Origin of the sequence: Aurantimonas sp. HBX-1, assembly GCF_021391535.1 — a bacterium.
Lineage (GTDB): Bacteria > Pseudomonadota > Alphaproteobacteria > Rhizobiales > Rhizobiaceae > Aurantimonas.
The window spans coordinates 3,979,726-3,996,046 of sequence record NZ_CP090066.1 but is presented as its reverse complement, the minus strand read 5'-3'; the positions used below and the strand labels follow the sequence as shown (position 1 = coordinate 3,996,046).

At 70.0% G+C, this 16,321-nt stretch carries 16 protein-coding genes; 7 read left to right on the top strand and 9 right to left on the bottom strand.

Going from position 1 to position 16,321, the window contains the following annotated elements:
- Nucleotides 1–42 precede the first annotated feature (42 nt).
- From LXB15_RS18915 to LXB15_RS18900, 4 genes are read left to right on the top strand one after another with little or no spacing between them, the layout of a single operon-like run.
- Nucleotides 43–966, top strand: a complete 924-nt coding sequence (locus LXB15_RS18915) for an ABC transporter permease subunit (protein WP_233949908.1) — start codon at nucleotides 43–45, stop codon at nucleotides 964–966.
- On the top strand, nucleotides 963–1,886 hold the full coding sequence (locus LXB15_RS18910) for an ABC transporter permease (RefSeq protein WP_370640135.1): 924 nt from the start codon (nucleotides 963–965) through the stop codon (nucleotides 1,884–1,886). The genes LXB15_RS18915 and LXB15_RS18910 overlap by 4 nt, the downstream gene beginning before the upstream one ends.
- A 5-nt stretch (nucleotides 1,887–1,891) precedes the next feature.
- Nucleotides 1,892–2,914, top strand: a complete 1,023-nt coding sequence (locus tag LXB15_RS18905) for an ABC transporter ATP-binding protein (RefSeq protein ID WP_233949907.1) — start codon at nucleotides 1,892–1,894, stop codon at nucleotides 2,912–2,914.
- A complete protein-coding gene (locus LXB15_RS18900) occupies nucleotides 2,907–3,974 on the top strand; it encodes an ABC transporter ATP-binding protein (protein WP_233949906.1) in 1,068 nt (355 codons plus the stop codon). The genes LXB15_RS18905 and LXB15_RS18900 overlap by 8 nt, the downstream gene beginning before the upstream one ends.
- 16 nt (nucleotides 3,975–3,990) lie before the next feature.
- On the opposite strand, the gene LXB15_RS18895 is transcribed toward LXB15_RS18900, so the two are convergent.
- From LXB15_RS18895 to LXB15_RS18885, 3 genes are all read right to left on the bottom strand, one after another.
- Nucleotides 3,991–4,776, bottom strand: a complete 786-nt coding sequence (locus LXB15_RS18895; protein ID WP_233949905.1) for an ATP-binding cassette domain-containing protein — start codon at nucleotides 4,774–4,776, stop codon at nucleotides 3,991–3,993.
- Nucleotides 4,773–5,843 carry an ABC transporter permease gene (locus LXB15_RS18890; RefSeq protein WP_233949904.1) on the bottom strand — a complete coding sequence of 357 codons (1,071 nt, stop codon included), beginning with the start codon at nucleotides 5,841–5,843 and terminating at the stop codon, nucleotides 4,773–4,775. The genes LXB15_RS18895 and LXB15_RS18890 overlap by 4 nt, the downstream gene beginning before the upstream one ends.
- Before the next feature lie 95 nt (nucleotides 5,844–5,938).
- The gene (locus tag LXB15_RS18885) at nucleotides 5,939–6,967 is read right to left on the bottom strand and encodes a sugar ABC transporter substrate-binding protein (protein WP_370640134.1); all 1,029 of its coding nucleotides are present in this window, start codon (nucleotides 6,965–6,967) and stop codon (nucleotides 5,939–5,941) included.
- 238 nt (nucleotides 6,968–7,205) lie between these two features.
- Here LXB15_RS18885 and LXB15_RS18880 point away from each other — a divergent pair, with 238 nt between their 5' ends.
- A complete protein-coding gene (locus LXB15_RS18880) occupies nucleotides 7,206–8,435 on the top strand; it encodes an ROK family transcriptional regulator (RefSeq protein ID WP_233949903.1) in 1,230 nt (409 codons plus the stop codon).
- A gap of 25 nt (nucleotides 8,436–8,460) precedes the next feature.
- Here LXB15_RS18880 and rsgA read toward each other — a convergent pair whose 3' ends face one another.
- The 5 genes from rsgA to LXB15_RS18855 all read right to left on the bottom strand — a co-directional run bounded on the left by rsgA (nucleotide 8,461) and on the right by LXB15_RS18855 (nucleotide 13,404).
- Nucleotides 8,461–9,507: a ribosome small subunit-dependent GTPase A gene (rsgA, locus tag LXB15_RS18875; RefSeq protein WP_233953250.1), complete on the bottom strand. Its 1,047-nt coding sequence runs from the start codon at nucleotides 9,505–9,507 to the stop codon at nucleotides 8,461–8,463.
- Between the two features lie 139 nt (nucleotides 9,508–9,646).
- The gene (locus LXB15_RS18870; protein ID WP_233949902.1) at nucleotides 9,647–10,168 is read right to left on the bottom strand and encodes a thermonuclease family protein; all 522 of its coding nucleotides are present in this window, start codon (nucleotides 10,166–10,168) and stop codon (nucleotides 9,647–9,649) included.
- Between the two features lie 196 nt (nucleotides 10,169–10,364).
- Nucleotides 10,365–11,042 carry a glutathione S-transferase family protein gene (locus LXB15_RS18865; protein WP_233949901.1) on the bottom strand — a complete coding sequence of 226 codons (678 nt, stop codon included), beginning with the start codon at nucleotides 11,040–11,042 and terminating at the stop codon, nucleotides 10,365–10,367.
- Between the two features lie 97 nt (nucleotides 11,043–11,139).
- On the bottom strand, nucleotides 11,140–11,715 hold the full coding sequence (locus tag LXB15_RS18860) for a DUF2585 domain-containing protein (RefSeq protein ID WP_233949900.1): 576 nt from the start codon (nucleotides 11,713–11,715) through the stop codon (nucleotides 11,140–11,142).
- Between the two features lie 87 nt (nucleotides 11,716–11,802).
- Nucleotides 11,803–13,404, bottom strand: a complete 1,602-nt coding sequence (locus LXB15_RS18855) for a bifunctional UDP-sugar hydrolase/5'-nucleotidase (protein WP_233949899.1) — start codon at nucleotides 13,402–13,404, stop codon at nucleotides 11,803–11,805.
- Nucleotides 13,405–13,565: 161 nt separating this feature from the next.
- Here LXB15_RS18855 and betI point away from each other — a divergent pair, with 161 nt between their 5' ends.
- Nucleotides 13,566–14,168: a transcriptional regulator BetI gene (betI, locus tag LXB15_RS18850; protein ID WP_255696617.1), complete on the top strand. Its 603-nt coding sequence runs from the start codon at nucleotides 13,566–13,568 to the stop codon at nucleotides 14,166–14,168.
- Complete coding sequence (gene betA, locus LXB15_RS18845; protein WP_233949897.1) at nucleotides 14,165–15,856, top strand: choline dehydrogenase; 1,692 nt, start codon at nucleotides 14,165–14,167, stop codon at nucleotides 15,854–15,856. The genes betI and betA overlap by 4 nt, the downstream gene beginning before the upstream one ends.
- Nucleotides 15,857–15,867: 11 nt before the next feature.
- On the opposite strand, the gene LXB15_RS18840 is transcribed toward betA, so the two are convergent.
- Entirely contained in the window at nucleotides 15,868–16,287 is a 420-nt protein-coding gene (locus LXB15_RS18840) for a DUF805 domain-containing protein (RefSeq protein WP_233949896.1), read from the bottom strand.
- Nucleotides 16,288–16,321: the final 34 nt, after the last annotated feature.

Below are 16,321 nucleotides of genomic sequence, written 5' to 3'. Positions count from 1 at the left end.
CGGCGCCCTTCCGCCGTGCCGCCCCGCGGGGAGCGCTGAGCGATGCTGGCCTTCGCCCTGCGGCGCCTCGCGTCGACCATCCCGGTGCTGCTGATCGCCGTCACCGCCTGCTTCTTCATCCTGCGGCTCGCGCCCGGCGGACCGTTCGACCAGGAGCGGGCGCTGCCGCCCGAGGTGATGGCCAACCTGCGGGCCTACTACCATCTCGATGACCCGCTGATCCTGCAGTACCTGCGCTATCTCGGGCGGCTGGCGCAGTTCGACCTCGGCCCCTCCTTCGTCACCAAGGACTTCACGGTGGCGCGCCAGCTCGCCATCGGCCTGCCCTACACGCTGATCCTCGGCGGCACGGCGTTTCTCGTCGCGGTGCTCGGCGGGATCGCCGCCGGCATCTGCGGCGCGCTCTACCAGAACCGCGCCGCCGACTATGTCATCGCCGCCGTGGTGATGGCCGGCCTCGTCGTGCCGAACTTCCTGGTCGCGCCGATCCTGCAGCTGGTCTTCGGGATCAAGCTGGACTGGCTGCCGGTCGGCGGCTGGGGCGACGGGTCGCTGCGCTTCCTGGCACTGCCGGTGATCGTGCTGGCCCTGCCGCATGTCGCCCGCATCTCGCGGCTGATGCGCGGCTCGATGATCGAGACGCTGAACGCCAATTTCGTCAAGACTGCCCGGGCCAAGGGGATCGGACGGCGCCGCATCATCCTGCGTCACGCCCTGCGCCCGGCGCTGACGCCGGTCGTGTCCTATCTCGGGCCCGCCGCCGGCTACCTCCTCACCGGCTCGATCGTCGTCGAGCAGATCTTCGGGCTTCCCGGCATCGGGCGCTACTTCATCGGCGCGGCGCTCAATCGCGACTACGGCATGGTTCTCGGCACGGTGATCTTCTACATGGTGCTGATCGTCGTCCTGAACCTCCTGGTCGATCTCGCCTATGCCTGGCTGGACCCCAAGGTGCGGACGCGATGACGCTCTTCGTCGACAAGCGCGAGGCGCTGGAAAAGGCCTTCGTTCCTACCGACACAGAGATGCCGGCCGGTCGGCCGCGCTCGCTGGGCCGCGACGCCATGCGGCGGCTCTTCGCCAACAAGGCGGCCGTCGTCTCGCTGGTCCTCCTGGCGCTCATCGTCCTTGCCGCGCTGATCGGCCCTCTGCTCGTTCCCTACGACTACGAGACGCCGGACTGGTCGGCCTTCGGGGCGCCGCCGTCGATCGAGAGCGGGCATTATTTCGGCACCGACCAGAACGGCCGCGACCTGCTCGCGCGCACGCTCTACGGCACCCGCGTCTCGCTGCTCGTGGCGATCATCGCCACCACCGTTTCGGTGATTGTCGGGGTGCTCTACGGCGCCATTTCCGGCTTCATCGGCGGCCGCGTCGACCAGGCGATGATGCGCTTCGTCGATGTCATGTACGCGCTGCCCTACATCCTCTTCGTCATCCTCTTGATGGTGATCTTCGGCCGCAACGTCTATCTGCTCTTCGCCGCGATCGGCCTCCTGGAATGGCTGACCATGGCGCGCATCGTCCGCGGCCAGACGCTCAGCCTGAAGGAGCGCGAGTTCGTCGAGGCGGCAAGGGCCTCGGGCGTCGCCACCTTCCCGATCATCCTGCGCCACATCGTTCCCAATCTGGTCGGCCCGGTGGTGATCTATGCGACGCTCACCATCCCCGAGATCGTCATCACCGAGAGCTTCCTGTCCTATCTCGGCTTCGGCGTGCAGGAGCCGCTGACCTCGCTCGGCACGCTGATCTCGGAGGGCTCCGACCTGCTCGAGGTGAGCCCGTGGCTGCTGCTGTTCCCGGGCGGCTTCCTCGTCACGCTGCTGCTCGCCTTCGCCTTCGTCGGCGACGGGTTGCGCGATGCCTTCGACCCGAAGGACCGGTGAGACCCATGCAGGCTGCGATCACCCCGCCCGTCCTCGAACTGCGCGACTATTCGGTGCGCTTCGCCACGCCGGACGGCGAGGTCGCCGCGGTCAGCGACCTCGACCTGTCGGTCGCGCCGGGCGAGACGCTGGCCGTCGTCGGCGAATCCGGCTCCGGCAAGAGCCAGACCTTCAACGGCGTGTTCGGCCTGCTGTCGCGCAACGGCCGCGCCACCGGTTCGGCGCTGATCGAGGGCCGCGACCTCCTGGCGATGTCGGAGAAGGGGCTCGACGCCATCCGCGGCCAGGACATGGCGATGGTGTTCCAGGACCCGATGACGGCGCTCAACCCGGCGATGAAGATCCGCCACCAGCTGTCCGAGACGCTGCAGGTGCACAAGGGCATGAAACGCCGCGACGCGGAGTCGGCGGCGCTGGCGATGCTGCGGCAGGTCGGCATTCCCGAGGCCGAGCGGCGCTTCGAGCAGTATCCGCACCAGCTTTCCGGCGGCATGCGCCAGCGCGTCGTCATCGCCATGGCGCTGCTCTGCCGGCCGAAGCTGATCGTCGCCGACGAGCCGACGACGGCGCTCGACGTCACCATCCAGGCGCAGATCCTCGACCTGTTTCGCGACCTGACCGCCGAGTTCGGCACCGCCCTGGTGCTGATCACCCACGATCTCGGCGTCGTCGCCGGCATCGCGACCCGCGTGGCGGTGATGTATGCCGGCCGCGTCGTCGAGGAGGCGGGGGTGGACGCGCTGTTCGCGCGTCCCGCCCATCCCTACACGGCGGCGCTGATGCGCTCGATCCCGCGCGTCGACCGCGAGATCGCGGCGGTGGACCCGATCCCCGGCCGGCCCCCGGACGCGATGCGCCCGCCCCCGGGATGCCCGTTCCATCCGCGCTGCCGGCACGCCGAGGACCGCTGCCGGCGCGAACGCCCGCCGCTCGGCGAGGTGGCGCCCGGCCGCCGCGCCGCCTGCTGGTTCCCCTTCATCGACGCGGCGGCCGGCGCCCCGGCGGCCGAGGAGCCCGCCCATGGCTGAGACGCTGCTGTCGGTCCAGAACCTGTCGACGGTGTTCGAGCTGCGCGGCCGAACGATGTTCTCGAAAACCGTGGAACTCGCCGCGGTCAACGACGTCTCCTTCGACCTCCGGCGGGGCGAGACGCTCGGCATCGTCGGCGAATCCGGCTGCGGCAAGTCGACCCTCGGGCGCTCGATCCTGCGGCTGATCGAGCCGACGGCCGGCCGCGTCGTCTGGCAGGGCCGCAACCTGACGGACCTGTCTGACGCGGACATGCGCCGCGCGCGGCGCGACCTGTCGATCATCTTCCAGGACCCGATCGCCTCGCTCGACCCGCGCATGACCGTCGCCGAGATTATCGCCGAGCCACTGCGCGTCGCCGAGCCTTCGCTCGATCGCAAGGCGCGGCGCGAGCGGGTGCTCAGGGCGATGGACGAGGTGGGCCTCGCGCCGGAGATGGCGAGCCGCTACCCGCACGAATTCTCCGGCGGTCAGGCGCAGCGCATCGGCATCGCACGGGCGATCATCACCGAGCCGAAGCTGATCGTCTGCGACGAGCCGGTCTCGGCGCTCGACGTCTCGATCCAGGCGCAGATCGTCAACCTGCTCAAGAGCCTGAAGCAGCGGCTCGGCCTGACGCTGATCTTCATCAGCCACGATCTGTCGGTGGTCCGGCTGGTCTCGGACCGGATCCTGGTGCTCTATCTCGGCCGGGTGGTCGAGATCGGCAGCCGCGCCGCGGTGTTCGGGGCCCCGGCGCATCCCTATGCCCAGGCGCTGCTGTCGGCGGCGCCGATCCCCGATCCGGCCGTTGCCCGGCAACGGCAGCGCACGGTGCTGAAGGGCGATCCGCCGTCGCCGATCGACCCGCCGTCCGGCTGCGCCTTCCGCACCCGCTGCCCGATCGCCGAGCCGGTCTGCGCCGAGCAAGTGCCGCCGCTGATCGCGGTGTCGGAGGATCACCGCGCGGCCTGCCTGTTCGCGGGAGAGGAGGCGCGCAGCCGCGTGGCGAAGGCAAGCCTGGCCGCCGCGCCGCTCGGCTCCGCCATCGCGGAGCCAGCGGTAATCGCCGAGGGCTGAACGCGCCCGGATGCTGTCAGGCGGCGAGCATCGCCGGCTCCGGCTGCTTGGCGCCGGTCATCAGCGCCACCGCGTCGTTCATCGTGGCGTTCTTCGGGTCGATGACGCAGAGGCGGCGGCCGAGCCGGTGGATGTGGATGCGGTCGGCGACCTCGAAGACGTGCGGCATGTTGTGCGAGATCAGCACGATCGGCATGCCGCGCGCCCGCACGTCCTGGATCAGCTCCAGCACCTTGCGCGATTCCTTGACGCCCAGCGCGGCGGTCGGCTCGTCGAGGATCAGCACCTTGGAGCCGAAGGCGGCGGCCCGCGCGACCGCGACGCCCTGGCGCTGGCCGCCCGACAGCGTCTCCACCGCCTGGCCGATGTTCTGGATGGTCATCAGCCCGAGCTCGGAGAGCTTCGCCCGGGCGATGCGCTCCATCGCCGGGCGGTCGAGCATCTTCAGGTAGGTGCCGAGGAAGCCCGGCTTGCGGAGCTCCCGGCCGAGAAACATGTTGTCGGCGATCGACAGCGCCGGCGACAGGGCGAGGTTCTGGTAGACGGTCTCGATGCCGGCGTCGCGCGCCTGCATCGGCGAGGTGAAGCGCACCGCGTCGCCGTTGAGGCGGATCTCGCCCTCGTCGATGGTGATCGCGCCCGACAGCGCCTTGATCAGCGACGACTTGCCGGCGCCGTTGTCGCCGATCACCGCCAGGATCTCGCCGGCATAGAGGTCGAAATCGGCATGGTCGAGGGCGGTGACGCGGCCGTAGTTCTTGACGATGCCGCGGGCGGAGAGAACCGGGGGCTGGACGCTCATGCGGAGACCTTCCTGATCCACTGGTCGATGGCGACGGCGAGGATGATCAGCCAGCCGGTGGCGAAGACCTGCCAGAGCACGTCGACGCCGGCGAGCCGGAGGCCGGAATTGAACACGCCGACGATCAGCGCGCCGATCATCGGCCCGAGGATCGAGCCGCGCCCGCCGAACAGCGAGATGCCGCCGATCACCACGGCGGTGATCGATTCCAGATTGGCCTCGAAGAACGAGGTGGGGCTGACCGAGCCGACGCGGCCGATCGATGCCCAGGCGGCGATGGCGGCGATGACGCCGGCCAGCACGTAGACCGAGACCAGCGTCCGGTCGGTGCGGATGCCGGCGAGTTCCGCCGCCTCCTTGTCGTCGCCGATGGCGTAGACATGCCGGCCCCAGGCGGTGCGGTTCAGCACGTACCAGAGCACCGCGAAGATCACGATCATCAGGACGACGCCCCAGGTCAGCACCGCGCCGCCGACATTGAAGCGCTCGCCGAACAGTTTCAGCAGCGGCGCCTCGGCGTCGAGCGTCTGGCTGCGGATCGTCTCGCGGTTGGAGAGGTAGTAGTTCAGCGCCAGGAAGACGTTCCAGGTGCCGAGCGTGGTGATGAACGGCGGCAGCCGCACCTTGGTGACGAGGATGCCGTTCAGCAGGCCGGTGAGCGCGCCGACGATCAGGCCGATGGCGATCGACAGCGGTACCGGCAGGCCGTAGTCGATGCTGAGCCGGCCCATGATCACCGAGACCATCACCATCACCGCGGCGACCGACAGGTCGATGCCGGCGGTCAGGATGACGAGGCTCTGCGCCGCCGCCAGGATGCCGACGATCGCCACCTGCTGCATGATCAGCGACAGGTTGAAGGCGGAGAAGAAATTGTTCGACACCATGCCGAACACCGCCACCGAGATCAGCAGGACGATGATCGGCACCATCGTCGGGGAGCCGTGCAGGAAGTGCTGGACGGTGTCGAGCGGCCCGCGGGCGCGGTGCTGGAAGGCGGCGACGGCGCCGTCGCTGCCGGCGACCGCTGTCTCGTAGTCGGCGGGCTTGTTGCGGCTCTCGCTCATGGCGTCTGGCTCCGGCAAGGTCCGCCATCGCTCGGATGGGGGACGCACGCGTCAGGAAGAAGCGGCCCCCTGGCGGGGGCCGCCCAGGCGAAGCTTCAGCCCCAGCAGCGATCCGTGCCTTCCTCGACGCTGATCGAGGGAACGCCGTCCACCGGCTTGTCGGTGACCAGATTGACGCCGGTATCGAAGAAGTCCAGCCCTTCGGTCGGCTTCGGCACGGTGCCGTCCTTGGCGAAGGCGGCGATCGCCTCGATGCCCTTGGCCGCCATGTCGAGCGGATATTGCTGCGAAGTCGCGCCAATGACGCCTTCCTCGACGTTCTTGACGCCCGGGCAGCCGCCGTCGACCGAGACGATCAGCACGTCCTTCTCCTTGCCGAAGGAGCGCAGCGCCTCGTAGGCGCCTGCCGCCGACGGCTCGTTGATCGTGTAGACGACGTTGATGTCCGGATCCTTCTGCAGAAGGTTCTCCATCGCGGTGCGGCCACCCTCCTCGTTGCCGGAGGTGACGTCGTGGCCGACGATGCGCGGGTCCTCCTCGTCGCCGATCTGGTTCGGGTCCTTGATGTCGACGCCGAAGCCCTTCAGGAAGCCCTGGTCGCGCAGCACGTCCACCGAGGGCGCCGACGGCGACAGGTCGAGCAGCGCGATCTTGGCGTCCGCCGCCGCGTCGCCGAGCGTTCCCTTGGCCCACTGGCCGATCAGCTCGCCGGCCTTGAAGTTGTCGGTGGCGAAGGTCGCGTCGGCCGCGTCGATCGGCTCCAGCGGGGTGTCGAGCGCGATCACCAGGAGACCCTTGTCGCGAGCCTGCTGGGTGACTTCGGTGATCGCCTTGGTGTCCGAGGCGGTGATCAGGATGCCCTTGGCGCCGGCCGCGATGCAGCTCTCCACCGCCTGCACCTGGGTCTCGTGGTCGCCGTCGATCTTGCCGGCATAGGTCGACAGCTCGACGCCGAGCTCGGCGGCCTTGGCGGTCGCGCCCTCCTTCATCTTGACGAAGAACGGATTGATGTCGGTCTTGGTGATCAGGCAGGCGCGGACCGGCCCGTCCTGGGCGAGGGCCGGCGAAGCGATCGTGGCGACCGCGGCGATGGCGGTCGAAGCAAACAGCGTGCGAAATCTCACGGACAATCCTCCCGAATGTCGATGGCTCGCCGCCGGTATCCTCCCCGGGCGGCGAGGCCGGGCCGCCTCCTCGCGGACCCGATCGCCCCTACGAAACACCAGCGAAAGCGGCTTGTCAATGAACATAAATCATGTGGATTTATTTATTGACGTACGTCGAGGCGGGTGAGAACGTGTCATGGCGGGCAGACACTGGCTGGTGGGCGAGGATCGGCGAACGGCACGCGGGAGGGCGGCGATGCAGGAGAGCGAGCAGGTGCCGCCGGCGCCGGGCAATGAACGCGACGGGCGGATGCGCGGCTCCAACCAGGCCAGTCTGCGCGCCCATAACGAGCGGGCGGTGCTGACGCTGATCCGCCGCCACGGCGAGATCGCCCGGGCCGACATCGCGCGGCGCTCCGGCCTGTCGCCGCAGACCGCCTCGGTGATCATGCGGGTGCTCGAGGCCGAGGCGCTGGTGTTGCGCGAGACGCCGCGCCGCGGCCGCGTCGGCCAGCCCTCCGTGCCCATGCGGCTCAATCCGGACGGCGCCTTCTCGCTGGGGCTTAAGATCGGCCGGCGCAGCGTCGAGCTGGTGCTGATGGATTTCGTCGGCGTCGTGCGCGCCCGCCGCCGTCTCGCCTACGCCTATCCGCGTCTCGCCGAGATCCTGGCCTTCGTGCGCCGCGCCGAAGCCGAGGTGGCCGCCACCCTTGCCCCGGCGCTCGCCGGCCGAATCGCCGGGCTCGGCGTCGCCATCCCCTTCGACCTCTGGTCCTGGCCCGATGCCGTGGGGGGGCCGGTCGCGGCGATGGAGGAGTGGCGGACCGTCGACATCGTCGGCGAGCTGGCGAAGGTCACCGGTCTGTCGGTGCACATGGCCAACGACGCCACCGCCGCCTGCGCCGCCGAGAACGTCTTCGGCGCCACCCGCTCGGCTGACTATGTCTACCTCTTCGTCGGCGCCTTCGTCGGCGGCGGCATCGTCATCGACGGCGACCTCGTCACCGGCCGGACCGGCAACGCCGCGGCGCTCGGCTCGATGCCCGTCCCGGACGGGGAAGGCGGGGTCTGCCAGCTGATCGGCGTCGCCTCGATCCACGTGCTGGAGAAGATGATCGCCGCCGAGGGCGGCGATCCGCTGGCGATCTGGCGCGATGTCGGGGCCTGGGACGGTCTCGGCCCGGTGCTCGAACGCTGGCTTGCCGCGGCGGCGCGGGCCCTGGCGCATGCGCTGGTTTCGGCGAGCGCCGTCTACGACTTCGAGTGCGCGGTCATCGACGGCAGCTTCCCGCCGGCGATCCGTGCCCGCCTGGTGGCAGCGACGGCGCGCGAGATGGCGACACTCGAGCGCCAGGGCCTGTCACCGCTGGAGATCCGCGAAGGCACGATCGGGGCGGCGGCGCGAGAGATCGGGGCGGCCAGTCTGCCGCTGTTCGCGCGCTTCCTGCTCGACCACCGCGTGCTCTATGCCGATGGCGGGACCTGACCCGCCGCCTGTAGCAAGCCGCGCTTCAGCGCTTGCGGCCGCGGCCCGCCGGGCTGGCGCCGCGATGACCCGCGATCGGCGTGTTGTCGCGGTTCTCGTCCCGAAGCTTGCGCCATCGCGCCAGGCGTTCGGGATCGAGCGTGCCGGCCTCGACCGCCGCCAGCACCGCGCAGCCCGGCTCGTGCTGATGCGTGCAGTCGCGGAACCGGCATTGCGGCGCGAGCTCGATGATCTCGGCGAACAGGGTGTCGATGCCGCCCTCGGAGTCGCTGACATGCAGGGTGCGCATGCCGGGCGAGTCGATCACCCAGCCGCCCGCCGCAATGGCATGCAGCGAGCGCGAGGTCGTGGTGTGGCGGCCCTTGGCGTCGTGCTCGCGGATCGCGCCGGTCTCCTGCGGGCGCTCCTGCCCGGGCCCGGCCAGCGTGTTCAGCAGCGTCGACTTGCCGACGCCGGAGGAGCCGATCAGCGCCACGGTCCGGCCCGGACCGCACCAGGGGGACAGCACAGTCGCCGCTTCCGGGCTGCGGGCGTTGAGGGTGACGACCGGGAGCCCGCGCTGCAGCGCCGCGGCCTGGCGCACGAAATCCGCCGCGTCCTCGACCGTGTCGGCCTTGGTGAGGACGATCACCGGCTCGGTCCCGGCCTCGTTGGCCAGCGCCAAATAGCGCTCCAGCCGGGCCGGGTTGAAGTCGGCGTTGCACGAGGTGACGATGAACAGCGTGTCGACATTGGCGCCGGTCAGCTGCGGCATGCGGCTGCCTTCGAGGCGCCGGGAGATCAGCGTGCGGCGCTCCAGCCGCCGGTGCAGCACGTGGGTCTGCGGGTCGGCGAGCACCCAGTCGCCGACCGCGAAGCCGGCGGTGCTGGCATGCGGCGGCAGCGCCAGGCGGATCTGCCCGGTCTCGGTGACGGCGGTGAGGCGGGTGCGATGGACGGCGGATATGCGGGCGCGCAGCAGGCCCGCCTCGTCCTCCGTCAGCTGTTCGGCGAAGAAGTCGTTCCAGCCGAGCCCGGCGAGGAAGTCGGACGTCGCGCCGACGGCGGGCGATGGGGGCGAAGCATTCGGCAGGTGGGATTCGGACACGCGGCGGTGGTTTCCTGCTCCGATGCCGGGTGCGCCGCCTGGTGGCGCGGCCGGGCCCTTCTATAGGGCGGCGCCGCGCGATCTGGCAAGCCGCCGGCGGCCGTCGCCCGGCCGCCCGGACCCGTCAGCACCAGGGGTTGCCGCGGTTCGGCCAGCGCTGCGACAGGCCCTCGGCGACCAGCACCTCGCCGGCGTCGCGCCCGTCCGACAGCGTCACGGTGACCAGCCGGCGCCCGTAGCGGTCGATATCGCGGCCCGACAGCGAATAACCGCCGCTCATCAGCGTGCGCATCCGGTCGCGCGCCGCCACCGCCCACCGGCGTTCCGAGGCGCATTCCGGCTTGCTGAGTTCGGGCGTGTCGATCCCGGCGACCCGCCATTTCTCGCCGTTTTCCCAGCCGGTGTCGCCGTCGACCAGGCAGGTGACGCCGCGGACCGCCCGCGCGTCGAGGCCGCAGTTCGGCATCGTGCGTGACGGCAGGGGGCGATTCGAGGGCGTGACGGTGACGACGCGCGGCGTCACCACGCGCCCACCGGCAATGATCCGCGGCATTTCCTGGCGGACGGGATCGACGAGGCCGGCGAGCCGATCCGCGGCAAACGGCGAGGCGAGGGCGAGAATGCCGGCCAGCAGGATCAGCGGCAAGAACGGCGATCGGCGCCGCCGCTTCGGCCGGCCGCCGGCGGGCCGGCGGGGCGGCCGTGAATTCCAGTTGCTGGGACGGCGGGATACCTGGCGCCGGGGCGACCGCGGATTTGGGGCCATGGCGCCGACCGTAGCAGGAAAAGTCCTAAGGCCGGGTTATTCCGGTGCGGTCGCGCCGCCGTCGAGGTTCCGCGGGCTAGGCCATCGCGACGGGTTCGGCCTGCCGGAAGTTCGCCAGCTGCGCATCCAGCGCTCGCTGGAAGGCGGGGCGCGCCTCGCAGCGTGCCTGATAGGGCGCGAGGACGGGATCGGCGGCGACGAGGTCGGTGTGCCGCAGATTGCGCAGCACCGTCGTCATCATCAGGTCGCCGGCGGTGAACCGGTCCTCGAGATACTCCCGGGCGGCGAGCCGCTCCGCCAGCCGGCCGAGCCGCGTGCGCACCTTCGTCTCCACCTCCGGGCGGCGGAGGCGGGCCCACTCGGCGGCGGGGTAGAACAGGTCGATCGTGGCGAGCTCGGTGATCATCGGCTCGATGCTGTTGAGCGCGGCGAACACCCAGGCGGTGGTGCGCGCCCGGCCGGCCGGATCGCCCGGCATCAGCGCCGGCGTGCCCTCGGCGATGTGCAGGACGATGGCGCCGCTCTCGAAAAGCCGGATGTCGGCGTCGCGGAGGACCGGCACCTGGCCGAAGGGCTGTTCCTGGAAATAGTCCGCCGGACGCTCGGTCGTCGCGTCGAGCAGGCGTTCGCGGTAGGGGAGCCCGGCTTCCTCCAGCGCCCAGCGCACGCGCAGATCCCGCACCAGCCCCTGCGCGAAGGGCGGCACCCAGCGGAACGCGCTGATCTCGATGGCGGCTTGCGAACTGACGGGCATGGCTTCCTCCCGGATGGCGACGACACGACAGTTAGGTTGATATCAACATAGAACGCGGCGGTCAACGTCGGCCTGCTGGGGCGGCCCGGCCACGACGTTACAGGCCGCCCTGCCAGGTCCGTATGGCATCCACCGGCCAGACCAGCATCAGCACGTTGAGGGTGAGATTGTCCCGGATCCACCAGAGCGTGAACAGCTCGAAGAACACCGCGATCGCGACGGTCAGCCAGACCGGCAGCCGGCTGGCGAGCCAGAAGCCGAGCACCATGAAGCCGATGTCGGCGACGGAATTGACGACGCTGTCGCCGAAATAGTCGAGGGCGATGGTCGCCTCGCGGTAGCGCTGGATCACCGCGTCGGTGTTCTCGGCGATCTCCCAGGCGCATTCGACGAGCAGCGCCGGGATCAGCCGCCCGCCGAGCGACAGGCGCGGCAGCAGCAGCCAGGTGGCGAAATAGAACAGGAAGCCGTGGATGACGTGGGAGGGGGAGTACCAGTCCGACAGATGCTGGGAGTTCTCCGAGCTGACCACCGTGCCGTGCCACAGCTTGACGGTGCCGCAGCCGCAGATCGGGATGCGGCCCATCCACAACAGGATCGCCGCCGTGACGGCGACGATCAGCACCGCGGCGAGCGCCGGGCGCCAGCCGATGCGGTTTCCTGCAACGTCCATGATCCCCCCTTGGCGGTGTGCCCGGCGACGGATAAGCGGTCCCCGGGCCGGGACAGGCCTTCCCGGCCGGGTCCGGCTGCCTCCGGCCTACTCGGCCGCCGTGATGCGCCCGTCGGTATAGGGCACGTAGGGTGCGGTGTCGCGACCGAGATAGGCGGCCACCACATCCTCCAGCGCCGGGCCGTAGTCGTAGGCCTCCTGGCCCTTCTCGGCGAAGACGCTGTAGCCGTCGCCGCCGCCGCGCAGGAAGTTGTTGGAGACGACGAGATAGGTCTTGGCCGGGTCGAGCGGCACGAAGCCATCGCCCTCCTTCACCTCGACCGATTCGATGCGGCCGCCCGGCGCGGCGCTCTTCGACCAGGTGAATTTCAGGCCGGACACCTGCGGGAAGCGCCCGCCGCCTTCCTCGACCTGCGAGACGCCGTTCTCCAGCGCCGCCTTGATGTCGGCGCCGGTCAGCTTGAACGTCGACAGCGTGTTCTGGAACGGCAGCACCGTCAGCACCTCGCCCATCGTCACCTCGCCCTGGTCGATCGAGGCGCGCAGGCCGCCGCCATTGGTGATGGCGAGGCTGGCCCCCTGGTCGCGCACCCGGTCGAGCATGGCGTCGGCGACGAGATTGCCCATGCTGCATTCCTCCACGCGGCAGACCTCGCGCGAGCCGTCGAGCGGCGCCTGGGTTTGGGCCACCACCTTGGTGCGGATCGCCTCCAGCGGCTTCGCCAATTCGTCGATGCGGGCGGCGAGGGCGGAGTCCTCGGGGATCGTGCCGTTCATGATCAGCGGCGTGCCGCTCGCTTCGGTCACCACCCCGGCATCGTCGAAGGTCACGACGAGCTCGCCGAGATACTTGCCGTAGGCATAGGCCTGGACGATCGGCACGTCATGGCCGTCGGGGCCCTTGACCATGGTCGGGTAGGGCCCGGCGGCCTTGTCGTCGTTGTTGGCGAGCAGCGTGTGGGAATGGCCGCCGACGATGACGTCGATGCCCGGGACGGCGGCGGCGATGCGCTGGTCCGCCTCGTAGCCGGAATGGCTGAGGACGACGATCTTGTCGACGCCCTGGTCGGTCAGTGCCTTCACCGCCTCGGTGAGCGCGGCGATCGGCTCCTCGAACGTGATATTGGGACCGGGGCTCGACAGCTCTGCCGTGTCGACGGGCGTGACGCCGACGAGGCCGATCTTCTCGCCCCCCTTCTCGATCACCGTCGACGGCTTCAGCGTCTCGGCGAGCTCGGGCTCCTTGCTGACATCGGCATTGGCGAGGAGGATCGGGAAGTCCACCGCCTCGATGAAGGCCTTCAGCACCGCCGGCCCGTCGTCGAATTCGTGGTTGCCGACGGTCATCGCGTCGTAGCCGATGGCGTTCATCATCTCCGCCGCGGCCTTGCCCTTGTACTGGTTGTAGAAGAGCGAGCCCTGGAATTGGTCGCCGCCATCGACGAGGATCGGGTTGGTGGCCGATTCCCGCGCCGCCCGGATGGCGCTCAGCAGCCGGGCCGAGCCGCCGAAACATTCGTCCGCAGTCGCTTCCTCCGCCGTGCAGGTGGAATCGTACTTGTTGATCGGCTCGATCCGGCTGTGGAAGTCGTTGGTGTGCAGGATCGTCAGTCGATACTCGGCGCGCGCGATGCTGCCGGCCGCCGCGACGATCGCGAGGGCGGCGGCGGTGCTGAGAAGAAGCCGCATGTCACATCCTTCCGTGGATCGGCGCGTGGTGCGCCCTGGCGCATCGATCATAGGCGGGGCGCGAGGCGCTTGAACAGGGGCGATGCGGCACTGCAGCGCAGCCATCGCGTTTCCGTCGCAATGCTGATTGACTGATCAATCAACAACCATATCTTGCGTCCATGTCCCATGTTTCCATTTCCCGAAACGGCCGCGGCGATGCCGCGCGGCGCGAGGCAATGATCGTTGCGACGATCGGCGCCATCGAGGCCGCCGGCTCGCTCGAGGTCACCGTCGCCGACATCGCGGCACGCGCCGGCGTCTCGCCCGCCCTCGTCCATCATTATTTCGGCACCAAGGACGACCTGCTGATCGCCGCGATGCGGCATCTGCTGCAGGGCTTCCGCGCCGGGGTTACCAGCCGGCTGCGGCAGGCGGAGAGCCCGCGCCAGCGGGTCTCGGCGATCATCGAGGCGTCGTTCGACCCGAGCCAGTTCGTCAGCGAGGCGATCGCCGCCTGGCTGGTGTTCTATCTCTACGCCCGCCGCTCGGCCGAGGCCGCCCGCCTGCTGCGGCTGTATTTCCGGCGGCTGGAAACCAATCTCGTTTCGGCGCTGGCGCCGCTGCTCGGCATGCCGCGGGCGCACGGCGTCGCCGCCGCGGCCGGCGCGATGATCGACGGCGTCTGGCTGCGCCAGGCGCTGACGCCGCTCACCGCCCCAGACGGGGCCACGGCCATCGCCATGGTCGAACGTTACATCGAAGCCGAAATGGGGGTGAAATGAAGGTCGTCGACGAAGCCGACTACGTTGTCGTGGGATCCGGCTCGGCGGGTTCGGCGCTCGCCTATCGCCTGTCGGAATCCGGCCGCTACGACGTCGTGGTGATCGAGGCGGGCGGCACCGACGCCGGGCCGTTCATCCAGATGCCCGGCGCGCTGTCCTTCCCGATGAACATGCGCCGCTACGACTGGGGCTACCGCGCCGAACCGGAGCCGGCGCTCGGCGGCCGCCGGCTGGCGACGCCGCGCGGCCGGGTGATCGGCGGCTCGTCCTCGATCAACGGCATGGTCTATGTGCGCGGCCACGCCAAGGACTTCGACCATTGGGCCGACAGCGGCGCGGCCGGCTGGGGCTTCGCCGACGTGCTTCCGTACTTCCAGCGCATGGAGGCCTTCGAGGGCGGCGACCCGGCCTGGCGGGGCACGAAGGGGCCGCTCAACGTGCGGCGCGGCGACATGCTGAACCCGCTCTACCAGACCTTCATCGAGGCCGGGCGCGAGGCCGGCTACCCGGTGACCGACGACTATAACGGCTACGCCCAGGAGGGCTTCGGCCCGATGCAGCAGACGATCTGGCGCGGGCGCCGCTGGTCGGCCGCCAACGCCTATCTGCGGCCTGCCATCGCCCGCGGCAACTGCCGGCTGCTGCACGGCAACGCCCTGCGCGTCGCCTTCGAGGGCCGCGGCGGCGACCTGCGCGCCACCGGCGTCGAGATCTCCCGCCCGGGCCTGCGCGGTGCCGGCCGTACCGGTCTGGTCAAGGCGCGGCGCGAGGTGGTGCTGGCCGCCGGCGCCATCAACTCGCCTCTGCTGCTGATGCATTCGGGGATCGGCGACGCCGCCGAGCTATCCCGCGTCGGCATCGACACGCGTCTGCCGCGTCCCGGCGTCGGCGGCAATCTGCAGGATCACCTGGAGCTCTACATCCAGCAGTCCTGCACTCAGCCGATCACCCTGAACGGCTATCTCAACCTGTTCGGCAAGGGCCGGGTGGGGCTCGAATGGATGATGCTGCATACCGGCCACGGCGCCACCAACCATTTCGAGGCGGCGGGCTTCATCCGCTCGGCGCCCGGGATCGAGTACCCGGACATCCAGTATCACTTCCTGCCCGGCGCGATCCGCTATGACGGCCAGGCGGCGGCGGCCGGCCACGGCTTCCAGGCGCATGTCGGGCCGATGCGCTCGAAGTCGCGCGGCCATATCAGGTTGAAGAGCAGCGATCCGTCCGAGCCGCCGGCGATCCGCTTCAACTACATGTCGCACAGGGACGATTTCCGCGAGTTCCGCCAGGCGATCCGGCTGACCCGGGAGATCTTCGCCCAGCCGGCCTTCGACCCCTATCGCGGGCCGGAGATCCAGCCGGGCGACGCGCTGCAGAGCGACGACGACCTCGACGGTTTCATCGCCGCCCATGCCGAGAGCGCCTACCACCCGTGCGGCGCCGCGCGCATGGGCGCGGCCGAGGATCCGCAGGCCGTCGTCGATCCGGAATGCCGGGTGATCGGCACGCGGAACCTGCGGCTCGCCGATTCCTCGATCTTCCCGCGCATCACCAACGGCAATCTCAATGGCCCCTCGATCATGGTCGGCGAGAAGGCTGCCGACCACATTCTCGGCGAGGGCATGCTGGCGCCGCAGCCGGACCGGCAGCCGTGGATCAATCCCGCCTGGCGGGATTCGCAGCGCTAGGCGGCGAGGCTCTACGCGCGCCGCGACGCGCGCAGGGCGCCTGCCTGCCGCGGCGGCGGGCCGTAGGCGTTGATCGCCGGCTCGCCGGGCCGGCTGGCGAAATAGAGATAGACGATCCAGCCGACCACCGGCACGAGGTTGATCAGCAGCCACCAGCCGGAGCGGCCGGTATCATGCATCCGGCGTGCCCCGACGGCGAGCGACGGCACGAAGACGGCGAGGCTGAACAGCGAGCCGAGCGGCTGCGCGCCCTCGCCCGAGAACGGCGAGAAGCCGAGGATCGGCCCGACGACCAGCCCGTCGAGCAGGCCGAACACCAGGTTGCCGAGCAGCATGAACAGCACGAACCACCAGAACTCGGCGCGCTGGGCCCGGCCGCGAAACGTCGCGTACTGGGAGAGGGCCGACTGGATCGCTGCGGTGAATGACATGACGCCTGGCTCCTGGCTTCTTCGCGTTGCAGCA